The organism is Paracoccus aminovorans, from assembly GCF_900005615.1.
In the GTDB taxonomy this organism is placed as follows: domain Bacteria; phylum Pseudomonadota; class Alphaproteobacteria; order Rhodobacterales; family Rhodobacteraceae; genus Paracoccus; species Paracoccus aminovorans.
Genome location: NZ_LN832559.1, coordinates 1,254,124 through 1,266,614, shown reverse-complemented (window position 1 = coordinate 1,266,614; position 12,491 = coordinate 1,254,124). Strand labels below are relative to the sequence as shown.

Annotated in this window: 12 protein-coding genes; 3 read left to right on the top strand and 9 right to left on the bottom strand. The window is 67.4% G+C overall.

The features are described 5' to 3' along the window. Positions 1-9 precede the first annotated feature (9 nt). The 6 genes from JCM7685_RS06405 to coxB form a co-directional block, all read right to left on the bottom strand. A complete protein-coding gene (locus JCM7685_RS06405; protein ID WP_074966581.1) occupies positions 10-681 on the bottom strand; it encodes an SURF1 family protein in 672 nt (223 codons plus the stop codon). Positions 682-745: 64 nt separating this feature from the next. Continuing rightward, positions 746-1,546, bottom strand: coding sequence for a cytochrome c oxidase subunit 3 (locus JCM7685_RS06400; protein WP_074966580.1), 801 nt, complete (start codon positions 1,544-1,546; stop codon positions 746-748). Between the two features lie 37 nt (positions 1,547-1,583). Next, on the bottom strand, positions 1,584-2,168 hold the full coding sequence (locus tag JCM7685_RS06395; RefSeq protein ID WP_074966579.1) for a cytochrome c oxidase assembly protein: 585 nt from the start codon (positions 2,166-2,168) through the stop codon (positions 1,584-1,586). Continuing rightward, on the bottom strand, positions 2,165-2,419 hold the full coding sequence (locus JCM7685_RS06390) for a hypothetical protein (protein WP_074966578.1): 255 nt from the start codon (positions 2,417-2,419) through the stop codon (positions 2,165-2,167). The genes JCM7685_RS06395 and JCM7685_RS06390 overlap by 4 nt, the downstream gene beginning before the upstream one ends. Beyond that, positions 2,419-3,336: a heme o synthase gene (gene cyoE, locus JCM7685_RS06385; RefSeq protein ID WP_074966577.1), complete on the bottom strand. Its 918-nt coding sequence runs from the start codon at positions 3,334-3,336 to the stop codon at positions 2,419-2,421. The genes JCM7685_RS06390 and cyoE overlap by 1 nt, the downstream gene beginning before the upstream one ends. Positions 3,337-3,345: 9 nt before the next feature. After that, positions 3,346-4,239 carry a cytochrome c oxidase subunit II gene (gene coxB / locus JCM7685_RS06380; protein ID WP_074966576.1) on the bottom strand — a complete coding sequence of 298 codons (894 nt, stop codon included), beginning with the start codon at positions 4,237-4,239 and terminating at the stop codon, positions 3,346-3,348. 164 nt (positions 4,240-4,403) lie between these two features. Between coxB and tldD the strand changes: the two genes are divergently transcribed. From tldD to JCM7685_RS06365, 3 genes are all read left to right on the top strand, one after another. Beyond that, positions 4,404-5,825 (top strand): metalloprotease TldD, encoded by a 1,422-nt coding sequence (gene tldD / locus JCM7685_RS06375; RefSeq protein WP_074966575.1) that lies wholly within the window; start codon positions 4,404-4,406, stop codon positions 5,823-5,825. Between the two features lie 104 nt (positions 5,826-5,929). Continuing rightward, complete coding sequence (gene dprA / locus JCM7685_RS06370; RefSeq protein ID WP_170848896.1) at positions 5,930-7,180, top strand: DNA-processing protein DprA; 1,251 nt, start codon at positions 5,930-5,932, stop codon at positions 7,178-7,180. Positions 7,181-7,325: 145 nt separating this feature from the next. Further along, positions 7,326-9,548: an OmpA family protein gene (locus JCM7685_RS06365; RefSeq protein WP_074966573.1), complete on the top strand. Its 2,223-nt coding sequence runs from the start codon at positions 7,326-7,328 to the stop codon at positions 9,546-9,548. 712 nt (positions 9,549-10,260) lie between these two features. On the opposite strand, the gene phoB is transcribed toward JCM7685_RS06365, so the two are convergent. From phoB to pstB, 3 genes are read right to left on the bottom strand one after another with little or no spacing between them, the layout of a single operon-like run. Further along, positions 10,261-10,950, bottom strand: coding sequence for a phosphate regulon transcriptional regulator PhoB (gene phoB / locus JCM7685_RS06360; RefSeq protein ID WP_074966572.1), 690 nt, complete (start codon positions 10,948-10,950; stop codon positions 10,261-10,263). Between the two features lies 1 nt (position 10,951). Further along, entirely contained in the window at positions 10,952-11,662 is a 711-nt protein-coding gene (phoU, locus tag JCM7685_RS06355) for a phosphate signaling complex protein PhoU (protein WP_074966571.1), read from the bottom strand. 17 nt (positions 11,663-11,679) lie between these two features. Then, positions 11,680-12,477: a phosphate ABC transporter ATP-binding protein PstB gene (gene pstB / locus JCM7685_RS06350; protein WP_074966570.1), complete on the bottom strand. Its 798-nt coding sequence runs from the start codon at positions 12,475-12,477 to the stop codon at positions 11,680-11,682. Positions 12,478-12,491 lie beyond the last annotated feature (14 nt).

Sequence of the window (12,491 nt, the reverse complement as noted above, 5' to 3'; positions counted from 1 at the left end):
CGCGTCCCCCTAGAATTTCCGCTGCCTGATACGCCAGATCAGGGCGACTGTCATCCCTGCCCAGACCGCCGCGAACATGAACCATTGCACGGCATAGCCCAGGTGGTTGTTCGGGATGCCCTCGACCGCGAGCGGGATCGGCGCGACGCCCTGCGCATCGCCGCGCACCTCGGCGGCGACCACGAGGATCGGCTGGGTCCCCAGCGTTTCGGCCATGGCCGGCACGTCGCGGGCGAACCAGATGTTCTCGGACAGGTTCGGCGCGGGCGTGGCGCTGCCCTTTTCCTGCGGCCAGTGCAGGTTGCCCGCCACCTCCAGCCGGACGGACGGGCGCGGGTCGCGCTTGTGGTCCTGGTCGACGAAGCCGCGATCCAGCAGGATCCTGCGTCCGTCGTCGGTCACGAAGCCCGAGACCACCTGATAGCCGCCGCCGGATTCGCGGGTGCCGGACAGCACGTCGATCTCGTCCCCGGTGGTGGTGCCGGACACCGTCACCGGCAGGTATTTCATCGTCGGGTCCACGGCGGGCGGCAAGGGCACGGGGGCGGCCTCGATCCCGTTCTGGATGCGGGCGATCATGTCCTCTTTCCACTCCAGCCGCCGCAACTGCCACAGGCCCAGCGAGATCAGGATGGCGCAGCCCAGCACCCCGACGATCAGCGGAAAGAGATAGCGGCGCATCCGGGATTCTCCAAAGCGAACGGCGCGGGACCAGGCCCCGCGCCGCCGGAATTTCGGGTCTGGGTCAGCGGCCCCAGATATAGACCACGACGAATAGGAACAGCCAGACCACGTCGACGAAGTGCCAGTACCAGGCGGCGGCCTCGAAGCCGACGTGCTGCTGCTGCGTCATCTGGCCTTTCAGCATGCGGATCAGGCAGATGAACAGGAAGATGGTGCCGATGATGACGTGGAAGCCGTGAAAGCCCGTCGCCATGTAGAAGGCGCCGGCATAGACCGTGTCGGCCATGCCGAAGGCGGCGTGGCTGTATTCATAGGCCTGCAGCGCGGTGAAGCACAGCCCCAGGATCACCGCCACGATCAGGCCGTTGATGGTGGTCTTGCGGTCGCCCTCGTGCACGAAGGCGTGGTGGGCCCAGGTCACGGCGACGCCCGACAACAGCAGGATCAGCGTGTTGATCAGCGGCAGGTGCCAGGGATCGAAGGTGGTGATGCCCTCGGGCGGCCAGACGCCGTCCTTGATCGGGCTGTCCGGTCCCATCGGGTAGAGCGCGTTCTTGATGAAGGCCCAGAACCAGGCGACAAAGAACATCACCTCGGACATGATGAACAGGATGAAGCCGTATTGCAGCCCGATGCGCACCACCGGGGTATGTTCGCCGGTCTCGCCTTCCTTCACCACGTCCGACCACCAGCCGAACATGACGTAGAGCACGCCCACCAGGCCGATCAGGAACATCCACGGCCCGCCGCCCTTCATCCACATCACCGCGCCGGACAGCATGACGAAGGCACCGATGGCACCGAAAAGCGGCCAGATGGATGGCGGCAGGATCTGATAATCGTGGTTCTTTACATGGGCCATGGCTGCGTTCCCGGCTGTTGCTGCTGGTTCTTGTTGCTCAGTTTACGGTCGGTTCGTTTCCGGGTTCCAGCGCCGCCTGCCTGGGCGCGCTGGGTTCGGAGCGGTGGAAGGTATAGGACAGGGTGATGTCGCGGATGCGGCCGGCGTCGCGGTCGGTCACCAGATCGGCGTCGACATAGAAGCTGACCGGCATCTCGACCCGCTCTCCGGGTTGAAGGGTCTGCTCGGTAAAGCAGAAACACTCGATCTTGTTGAAGAAATAGCCGGCGGCATCGGGGGCGACGTTGTAGCTGGCCGTGCCGGTGATCGGCTGGTCGGTGTTGTTGACCGCCTCGTAGAAGGCGATGGCGTTCTCGCCGATGCGCAGGTCCATTTCCCGCTGCAGGGGGCGGAAGGTCCAGCCCATGCCGGGATCGACGTTGGAATCGAAGCGCACGCGGATCTTTTCGTCCAGCACCCGGTCCGAGGCGGACTCGGCGACATTGGTCGTCCCGCCGAAGCCGGTGACCTTGCAGAACCACGAATAGAACGGCACCGCCGCCCAGCTGAGCGCGCCCATCAGCACGACGACGCCGACCAGCAGGCCCACGGTGCGGGCGTTGGAACGCGGCTTGGCGGTCATTGCTCTGCCTCCTGCTGCGCGGCCGGCGTGCCGGGCGCGGCGACGGGTGCGGTGCGCGTCGGCGGATTCGGGTCCTTGGGCAGCATCGAGGCGCGCGGCCGGTGGTCGTAACCCTGCATCATGTCGCCCTGGGTGATCTTGACCACCGACAGGCCGAAGACCAAGGCGACGAAGCCCGCCAGCACCAGGCCCAGGCCGATGTTGCGGCCGCGGCGGCGCCTGTGCAGTTCATGCTCGACATGCAGCGCCATCACCATCCTCCGACCGAATGCTGCACCAGCAGCGCCAGGAAATGCAGGAACAGGTAATAGAGCGACAGGCGGAAATAGCGTTTCTCGACCCGATAGGCATCGGCCTGGGCCTGTTCCTCGGTCCGGTGCAGGATGCGCCAGCCGCCGGCGATGAAGAGCAGGTTCAGAACCGCGGAGACGCCCAGATAGATCGGCCCGCCGACCGAGGTGAAGCCCAGCCAGATCGCGAAGGGCGCCAGCACCAGCGTATAGAGGAAGATGTGCCGGCGGGTGACCTTGCGGCCGTGGGTGACGGTCAGCATCGGAACGCCGGCCTTGGAATAGTCGTCCTTCATGAACAGCGCCAGCGCCCAGAAATGCGGCGGCGTCCAGAAGAAGATCAGCGCGAACATCAAGAGCGACTCGATGCCGATGCCGCCGGTGGCGCAGGCCCAGCCGATCATCGGCGGAAAGGCCCCGGCCGCACCGCCGATGACGATGTTCTGCGGCGTCGAGCGCTTCAGCCAGATCGTGTAGACCACGGCATAGAAGAAGATAGTGAAGGCCAGGAAGCCCGCCGCGAACCAGTTCGCCGCCAGCCCCAGCATCATCACCGACAGGCCCGAAAGCGCGATGCCCAGGCCCAGCGCCTCGCCCGGGGCGACGCGGCCCGCGGGCACCGGACGGCCCGAGGTGCGCTTCATCACCGCGTCGATGTCGGCGTCGTACCACATGTTCAGCGCGCCGGAAGCGCCGCCGCCCAGGGCGATGAACAGCACCGCGCAAAAACCGACGAAGGGGTTCACCGGCTGCGGCGCGATCCACAGCCCGACGAAGGCGGTGAACACCACCAGCGACATCACCCGCGGCTTCAGAAGCGCGACGTAATCGCCGAAGCCCGCCTCGACAGGCCCCTCATATGCGTTGATATCGGCCACGGCCCGACCTTACTCCGCCGAAGCCAGCTTGACCGGCGCGGCAGGCAGGTAGTCCGAGGCGTCGGCGGCGAATTCTTCCTTCGCGCCGGCCAGCCAGGCGTCGTATTTCTCTTGGCTGACGGCCTTGATCACGATGGGCATATAGGCGTGGTTGATGCCGCAGAGTTCCGAACACTGGCCGAAATAGACGCCTTCCTTGTCCACTTCGAACCACAGCTGCGCGATGCGGCCCGGAACGGCATCCTGTTTCACGGCGAAGGCAGGCACGGTCCAGCTGTGGATCACGTCGGTCGCGGTGACCTGCACCAGCACCTTCTTGCCCACCGGCACCACCACCGGGTTGTCGGCGGCCAGCAGGTATTCGTCATCGGTATAGCCGGCGTCGGCCAGGGCGTCCTTTTCCAGCATCAGCGCATCGAAGGCGATGGCGTCGTTGGGATATTCATAGGACCAGTACCACTGGTGGCCGATGGCCTTGATCACCAGGTCCGGGTCGTTGGGCATTTCCTGGCTGCGGAACAGGATCGGCAGCGAGAAGGCGCCGATCGACACCAGGATCAGCACCGGGACCAGGGTCCAGACCACCTCGACCGGGGTGTTGTGGGTAAAGCGCGCCGGAACGGGGTTCACGCGCCGGTTGTAGCGAACGATGCAGATCAGCAGCAGCAGGCAGACGAAGATCGTCACGGCCGCGATGATGTAGAGCACGAAATGGTCCAGCCATTGCTGGTCATGCGCCAGCGGGCTGGACGCCGGCTGAAAGCCCATCGCGCCGTTCACCGGCTTGCCGATCACGGGCAGATCGCCCAGCACGTCCTGCGCCATCGCCGGAGCGGCCGCCGCCATCGCAAGCCCAAGCCCAGTTACCGCCGCAACTCCGCGGCGCATCGTCGCAATTGCCATCTTCCCATCCCGTTGCCTATCATGCCACCGGCAGGCCGCGACTCCTCGTGCTGCCGGCATTCGGTCTTGAACCAGAACCATATCTTGCCCCTGCGGGCAAGCCAAAGCTATCGACTTGCGACCAAAAAACCCCTAGTCGGGGCTTCCAGGCCAGGAGCGCTTACATGACGGACGCATCGTTTTCGCCCTTTGAATCGCATCTCGACCGCGACCGCGCGTTGCAGGTCCTGCGATCGGCGCTTGCGGGGGCGGATGACGGCGAGCTGTATCTGGAACGCTCGCGATCCGAGGCGCTGGTCTTCGACGACGGCCGGCTGCGCACGGCAAGCTACGACGCCGAACAGGGTTTCGGCCTGCGCGCGGTGCGCGGCGACGTGACCGGCTATGCCCATTCGACCGAGATCGACGAAACCTCGCTCAGGAAGGCCGCCGAGACGGTGCGCCTGGCCGTGGGCGACGGCGGCGGCACGCTGGCCCTGCCCCCGGCGGCCGAGACCCGGCCGCTGTATGCCGCCATCGATCCTGCCGAAACCGTGCCCTTCGCCGCCCGCGTGGCCCTGCTGCGCGAGATCGATGCCTATGCGCGCGACCTGGACCCGCGCGTGGTCCAGGTTTCGGCCAGTATCGCGACCTCGGTGCAAGAGGTGGCGATCCTGCGCCCCGAAGGCGGGCTTGCGACCGACGTCCGGCCGATGGCGCGCATCAACGTCTCGGTGATCGTGGAATCGAACAGCCGCCGTGAATCGGGCAATGCCGGCGGCGGCGGCCGGGTGGCGCTGGACGGGCTGATCGCGCCCGAGCACTGGCAGGCCCAGGTGCGCGAGGCGCTGCGCATCGCGCTGGTCAACCTGCGCTCGGTCCCCGCCCCTGCCGGGGTGATGGACGTGGTGCTGGGACCGGGCTGGCCGGGGATCCTGCTGCACGAGGCGGTGGGCCACGGGCTGGAGGGCGATTTCAACCGCAAGGGCCATTCCGCCTTCGCCGGGCTGCGCGGCCAGCGCGTGGCGGCCCCGGGCGTCACCGTGGTGGACGACGGCACCATCCCGGACCGGCGCGGTTCGATCTCGGTCGACGACGAGGGCACGGCGCCGGGCCGCAACGTGCTGATCGAGGATGGGGTGCTGGTCGGCTATATGCAGGACCGTCAGAATGCCCGGCTGATGGGGGTCGAGCCGACCGGCAACGGCCGCCGGCAGAGCTATGCCCATGCGCCGATGCCGCGGATGACCAATACCTTCATGCTGGCGGGTTCCGAAGACCCGGCCTCGATCCTGTCGGGACTCGAGGACGGCATCTATGCGGTCGGCTTCGGCGGCGGCCAGGTGGACATCACCAACGGCAAGTTCGTCTTCTCCTGCACCGAGGCCTATCGGGTCAGGAACGGCCAGGTCGGCGATCCGATCCGGGGCGCGACGCTGATCGGCGACGGCGCGACGGCGCTGCAACAGATCCGCGCCATCGGGAATGACCTGTCGCTGGATCCGGGAATCGGCAATTGCGGCAAGCAGGGGCAATGGGTGCCGGTCGGCGTCGGCCTGCCCACGCTGCGCATCGGCGGGCTGACCATCGGCGGATCGGCCGCTTAATTCATTGCGATAACAGTCTTTTGCAAGAATCTTTGGGCGGCTAACGCATTCTTAACCATTGCCATGCGATGACTCGTCTTGCGGATGAGGCAAGGCGAATGACGATGGCAAGACCGCTTCCTTTTGAACCCCACCACACCACACTCACCCCGAAGGGGGACGGGATCGCCACACTGCGCCTCATCCGCTCTCGCAAGGTCGGGCCGGCGACCTTTCACCGGCTGCTGGCCGAACATGGCAGCGCCGAGGCGGCACTGGCCGCCCTGCCCGAAATCGCCCGCGCCGCGGGGATCGAGGATTACGCCCCCTGCCCGCCTGCCGTAGTCCATGCCGAGATCGAGGCCGGCCGCCGCGCCGGCGCCCGGCTGCTGACCTGGGACGATCCCGACTATCCCGCCCTGCTGCGCAACGTGGCCGAGGCGCCGGCGGCGCTGTGGCTGCGCGGCGACCTTGCGGTGCTGGACCGGCTGCCGGTGGCGGTGATCGGGGCGCGCAACGCCTCGTCGCTGGGGCTGCGCATGGCGCGGGGCATGGCGGCCGGGCTGGCGCAATCCGGCGCGGCGGTGATCGCCGGGCTGGCGCGGGGCATCGACACCGTGGCGCATGAAGCCGCGCTGCAGGCCGGCACCGTCGCGGTGATGGCCGGCGGCATCGACATGATCTATCCGGCCGAGAATGCCGCCCTGGCGGAATCGATCTGCGACACCGGGCTGCTGATGACCGAACAGCCGCCGGGGGTCGAGCCTGTGGCACGGCATTTCCCGGCCCGCAACCGCATCATCTCGGGCCTGTCGCGCGCCGTGGTGGTGGTCGAGGCGGCCCATCGCTCGGGCAGCCTGATCACCGCGCGCTGCGCGCTGGACCAGGGGCGCGAGGTCATGGCCGTGCCCGGACATCCGATGGATGCGCGGGCCAGCGGCTGCAACGCCCTGATCCGCGACGGCGCGACGCTGGTGCGCAATTCGGTCGACGTGCTGACCGCCCTGCAATCGAACGGCGCCCCGGAAAGCCGCGAAGCCGCCGAGCCGCTGCCCATGGCCGCGCCGGCTGCCGCCCCTGCCCCTGTCAGTATCGCCCGCGTCTGGCAACCCGCCGCCGTCGCCCGCCGCCTGGCCGATTTGGGCCACGGCCTGCGTCACCGGCCCGAGACGCATACCCTGCCCGCGCAGGGCGGACCGGTCAATCTGGAGGCTCGGATCCTGGACCGGCTGGGACCAAGCCCGACCGAGGAAAACCTGCTGATCCGCGACCTGGGCCTGCCCGCCGCGGTCATCGCCCCGGCGCTGCTGGCGCTGGAGCTGTCGGGCCGGGTCCAGCGCATCACCGGCGGCAGGCTGGCCCTGACCGGCAGCTGACAGGCCGCACGACCTTCAGAAACTTCGCGCAGGCGGCAATCCGCCGTCGGATGCGGATAACGGTGCCCTCACGCGGTTGTTGGGGAACCTTGCCATGCGGCCTCGGGTTTTCTGGCATTCCATGACCATCGGAAAGAGGACCGTCATGCGTCGCATCTACAAGACCACCACCGCAATGGTGGCTTGCCTGTCGATGATCGCCCCGCAGCTTGCGGTGGCGCAGGCCCAACAAGAGCAGACCGGCGACCAACAGGTCATCCTGCCCAATCAGAAAAAACCCGAGGAGACCCGGGCCGAGAAGGCCAAGAAACGCAAGGCCGAGCAGCAGCAGGAGCAGCAGGCCGAGCAACCGGAACCTCAGCGCCGGCAGGCGGAAAAACCGCAGGCCCGGCAGGAAGCTCCGGCCGAGGCCGAGGCCGGACAGCAGCGAAAGCCGCGCCGGCAAGCCGAACCGCAGGGCGAGGCGCAGCAGCAGCCCGAGCAGCGCGAGGCCGCGCCGCAGCGCCAGCCGGAAAAACTGCGCGAACGCATGCAGAAGTCGCAAGGCGATGCCGAGGCCGACGCGCCCCGCCGCAAGCCGCCGGTGACCCAGGCCGACGAGCCGCGCGAGAAGCCGCCGGTCGTCGAAGCCGAGACACCCCGCACCAAGCCCGCCGACGCAGAAAACGCGGCGCGCCGGGCCGAGCAGATGCAGGAAGAGGCCCGGAAACAGCCCGCGCCGAAGCCCGACAGCGCCAAGGCGGTGACAACCTCGGATCCCGCTCCCGGTGAGCGACCGCAGCAAGAGCGGCCCCGGCGGGAGAAGCCAGCGGCGCAGGCGCCCCAGCCCGCCGCCGAAAAGGGCGACACTCCCGACGCGGACCAGCTGAAAAAGGCACTCGAAGCCCGGAACGGCGGCGAGGCGCACCCCAAACCTGGCCAGATGCAGCCGGGCGAAGCGGACTCGGCGCTGCCGCGGAAAGAGCAGGAAAAGGGAGCGCGCGACGCGGCTGGCGCCGACCGGCGTCAAGAGGACCAGCAACAGCGCAAACAAAACCAGCGCGGCCAGCAGCAAGCCGATGAGCAGCAGCCCGGCCAGCGCGCGCCTGGCAAGCCGCCTCAACCCGCCCCGCGCGCGGCCGGAGACCAACCCGAGGCTCCGGATGCGGCCGAACTCGGCCGGCGCCTGCAGCAGGAGCAGCAGCAGGACCGTCAGGCCCAGGACAACCAGAAAGGCCGTCCCGGCGAAGCCCAGCCCGGCGAGATCGAGGCCCCCGAGGCGCGGGTGCGGCCCAATGACGTCGCCCGCCGCGCGGCCGAGAGCCTGCCGCCTGCGGCAGCAACGGCGCTCGCCGCTGCCGGCCAGCAGCAGGAGCAGGGCGAACTCGACGAGGTGCGCATCACCCGCGACAACGCCCGCCGCTCGGACCAGGATTTCGAGACCTCGATCATCAAGGGCCTGCAAGGCGAGCCGCAGCGCGAGACCAAGCGGGACAAGGACGATGACACCCTGAAGGATATCGGCAAGATGCTGCTGGCCGGGGCCGCGGGCATGGCCGTCGGCAAGATGCTGTCGAACGACCGCCAGGTGGCTTTGAACACCGGCGACCGGGTGGTGGTCACCCTACCCGACGGCAGCCAGCAGGTGATCCGGGACGACAACGCCCTGCTCTACCAGCCCGGCTCGGACGTGCGCACCGAACGGTTCGACGACGGCTCGACCCGCACCACGGTGCTGCGCGAGGACGGCAGTCGGGTGGTCACCATCCGCGATGCCGACATGAACATCCTGCGCCGCACGCTGGTGCGCGCCGATGGCAGCGAGACGCGGCTGATCGACGACACCGCGGCCGAGCCGGTGCGGATCTCGACCCTGCCGGCCCCGCCGCCGGTCGAGATCAGCCGCCGCCCGCTGGATGAGACGGCGCTGCGCGAGGCCCTGCGCCGCGAGGCCGCGGTGGACCGGCGTTTCAGCCTGGGCCAGATCCGCGACATTCCCGAGGTGCGCGCGCTGGTGGCCCCGGTGAACGTGCCGGAGATCACCTTCGACACCGGCTCGGCCGCGATCACGCCCGACCAGGCGCAACAACTTGCGACGCTGGGCAAGGTAATCCGCGACAGCATCGACCAGGATCCGCGCGAGGTCTACATGATCGAGGGCTATACCGACGCCGTGGGTTCGGATGCCGCGAACCTGGCGCTGTCGGATCGCCGCGCGGAATCGGTGGCCCTGGCGCTGACGGAATATTTCCAGGTCCCGCCCGAGAACATGGTCGTGCAGGGCTATGGCGAACAGTTCCTGCTGGTGCCGAGCGACGGCCCCGAACGCGACAACCGCCGCGTCGCCGTCCGCCGCATCACCGACCTGCTGGAGCTAGCGCAGAACTGAACAGGCGGCAAGCCGCCGCACTATAGATCGATTGGGCCGGGCGCGGATTGCGCCCGGCCCTTGCGATGCAGGACATGCCTGTCGCCGTCGGCGCGTTGCGCGGGCAAGCGGGCCGAACTTTCGGTTTCAAGGCATAGAGCTCCATCATCGGCCGGTGCGATCAGAAGCAGCAGATGGTCCCCGGATTTCCGCCGCAGAGCTCAGCGTGTCCCTTGCGTCGCATCTGAGCATGTTTCGTGTGCCTGGATTTACTCGCACCAGCGATCCTCGGACAAAGGCCATGACCGCCGTTGACGCGCGATGTTTCGAGACCTGTCGGGTTAAGACGCTTTCTGCGGCAATGCGCGGCGTCCGGCCTAGCAGGCTGCTGGGAAGTCCGCGATCAGGGCATTCGCGGCCGGAAACGGGAAATCCGATTCGTATCGGCCGGGATTGCCCATTTTCTGGTCGGTTTGGGCCGAGGCTGTGTGGAAACTCAGTCGAGCATGGTCGGACGCGGAAGGATGTTCGCCCGCGGGCATTGCGGAGAGACTTGGTTCTCAAGCCGGCCGCATTTCCAAGGAAACTGTTCTTCGTAAATTTTCGGAATTAGAGTTTTCACACAGCCTCGGCCGGACTTGGGATGACCCCGCCACAGTGCCCTTTAAGGATCCTCTATTGGCAGCTTCCGAGAGGTTCGCCACCGTCCGGCCGGGCCCAGACCCGCTGACGGTCAGCCCAGCGAATAGCCGGCGCCGCGCACCGTGCGCACCGGGTTGTCGCCGCCATGGGCCATCAGCGCCTTGCGCAGCCGGCCGACATGCACGTCGATGGTGCGGGTGTCGACATAGATGTCGCGACCCCAGACCCGGTCCAGCAACTGCTCGCGCGTCCAGACCCGACCCGGCTTTTCCATCAGCGTCGAGAGCAGGCGGAACTCGGTCGGACCCAGATGCAAAGGCTGGCCGCCGCGGAACACGCGGTGCTCGGAGGCATCGAGGATGATGTCCGAAAAGCTCAGCCGCTCGCCCATGGCCGCCGGGCGGGTGCGGCGCAGCTGGGTGCGCAGCCGCGCCATCAGCTCGACCACCGAATAGGGTTTGACCACGTAATCATCGGCGCCGGTTTCCAGGCCGCGCACCCGGTCCACCTCTTCGGAGCGGGCCGAGAGCATGATGATCGGGATCTGCCGCGTCGAGGGATCGGCCTTGACCCGCCGGCAGACCTCGATGCCCGAGACATTGGGCAGCATCCAGTCCAGCACGATCAGGTCGGGCTGTTCCTCGGCCACCAGCAGCATGGCCTCGTCGCCATTCTCGGCCATGACCACCTGGAAGCCCTCGGCCTCCAGGTTGTATTTCAGCACCTCGCGCTGCGCGCCCTCATCCTCGACCACCAGGACGCAGGGTTGGGACTGTGCCATCTCAGGCACCTTCCATGCGCGGCACGCTTTCGCCCTTGGGCCGCGGGTCGTCGGGCAGCTCGCCCGTGGCGATGTAGATGACCTGCTCGGCGATGCCGGTGGCATGGTCGCCCATGCGCTCAATGTTCTTGGCGATGAAATGCAGGTGCATGCAGGCGGTGATGTTGCGCGGATCCTCCATCATATAGGTCAGGAACTCGCGGAACAGCGCGTTGTACATCTGGTCGACTTCCAGGTCGCGCTTGCGCACGTCCTCGGCCAGGGCGGCGTCGCGCTGGATATAGCTGTCCAGGGCATCCTTCATCATCGCCTCGACCGTGGCCGACATGCGGCGAAGCGCCATGCCGGCGCCCTCGATGGCGGGCATCTCGGCCAGGACGTGGCTGCGCTTGGCGATGTTCTTGGCATAGTCGCCGACGCGTTCCAGGATATGCGAGATCTTGATCACCGACAGCACCATGCGCAGGTCGGTGGCGCGGGGCGCGCGCAGGGCGATCAGCCGCGCGGCCTCTTCGTTGATCTGCATCTCCAGCGCGTCGATGGCCTTGTCGCGGCGGCGCACCTCTTCGGCCAGCTCGTCGTCGCGGGTTTCCAGCGCGATGGCCGCGTCGTGGATGGCGCTTTCGACCATGCCGCCCATCTTGACGACCAAGGCCTGCACGGTTTCCAGGTCGCGGTCGAAGGCGGACAGGATGTGGCGTTCGCTGTTCATGTCTTGTCCTTTCCGGCTCAGCCGATGCGGCCCGAGATATAGCTTTCCGTGCGCGGGTCGCGCGGATTGGTGAAGATGTCGTCGGTGCTGCCGTATTCCACCAGGTTGCCGAGGTGGAAGAAGGCGGTCTTCTGGCTGACCCGCGCCGCCTGCTGCATCGAATGGGTCACGATCACCACCGAGAACGCGGACCGCAGCTGGTCGATCAGCTCCTCGACCTGGCCGGTGGCGATGGGGTCCAGCGCCGAGCAGGGCTCGTCCATCAGCAGAACCTCGGGCTGGGTCGCGACGGCGCGGGCGATGCACAGCCGCTGCTGCTGGCCGCCGGAAAGCCCGGTGCCGGGGTCCTGCAGCCGGTCCTTGACCTCGTTCCACAGCGCGGCGCCGCGCAGGGATTTCTCGACGATCTCGTCCAGCTCGGCGCGGTTGCGCGCCAGGCCGTGGATGCGGGGGCCGTAAGCCACATTGTCGTAGATCGACTTCGGAAACGGGTTCGGCTTCTGGAACACCATGCCGACGCGGGCGCGCAGTTGCACCGGATCGACGCGGCGGTCGTAGATGTCCTCGCCGTCCAGCGCGATCTTGCCCTGGACCCGGCAGACGTCGATGGTGTCGTTCATGCGGTTGATGCAGCGCAGGAAAGTGGACTTGCCGCAACCCGAGGGACCGATGAAGGCGGTCACGGTCTTGTCGAGAATGTCGACGTTCACGTCCTTGATGGCATGCTTGTCGCCGTAATAGACCTGCACATCCCTCGCCGAGATCTTGTTTTCCGTCTGCTCCACGGCACGCTCCAGAATACTCATGTCGTTCATATCGGTTCTCCGTC

Excerpts from the sequence above, each read along its gene's own strand:
- JCM7685_RS06405 (WP_074966581.1), bottom strand. The coding sequence starts at position 681 with ATGCGCCGCTATCTCTTTCCGCTGATCGTCGGGGTGCTGGGCTGCGCC.
- JCM7685_RS06400 (WP_074966580.1), bottom strand. The coding sequence starts at position 1,546 with ATGGCCCATGTAAAGAACCACGATTATCAGATCCTGCCGCCATCCATC.
- JCM7685_RS06395 (WP_074966579.1), bottom strand. The coding sequence starts at position 2,168 with ATGACCGCCAAGCCGCGTTCCAACGCCCGCACCGTGGGCCTGCTGGTC.
- JCM7685_RS06390 (WP_074966578.1), bottom strand. The coding sequence starts at position 2,419 with ATGGCGCTGCATGTCGAGCATGAACTGCACAGGCGCCGCCGCGGCCGC.
- coxB (WP_074966576.1), bottom strand. The coding sequence starts at position 4,239 with ATGGCAATTGCGACGATGCGCCGCGGAGTTGCGGCGGTAACTGGGCTT.
- tldD (WP_074966575.1), top strand. The coding sequence starts at position 4,404 with ATGACGGACGCATCGTTTTCGCCCTTTGAATCGCATCTCGACCGCGAC.
- dprA (WP_170848896.1), top strand. The coding sequence starts at position 5,930 with ATGGCAAGACCGCTTCCTTTTGAACCCCACCACACCACACTCACCCCG.
- JCM7685_RS06365 (WP_074966573.1), top strand. The coding sequence starts at position 7,326 with ATGCGTCGCATCTACAAGACCACCACCGCAATGGTGGCTTGCCTGTCG.
- phoB (WP_074966572.1), bottom strand. The coding sequence starts at position 10,950 with ATGGCACAGTCCCAACCCTGCGTCCTGGTGGTCGAGGATGAGGGCGCG.
- phoU (WP_074966571.1), bottom strand. The coding sequence starts at position 11,662 with ATGAACAGCGAACGCCACATCCTGTCCGCCTTCGACCGCGACCTGGAA.
- pstB (WP_074966570.1), bottom strand. The coding sequence starts at position 12,477 with ATGAACGACATGAGTATTCTGGAGCGTGCCGTGGAGCAGACGGAAAAC.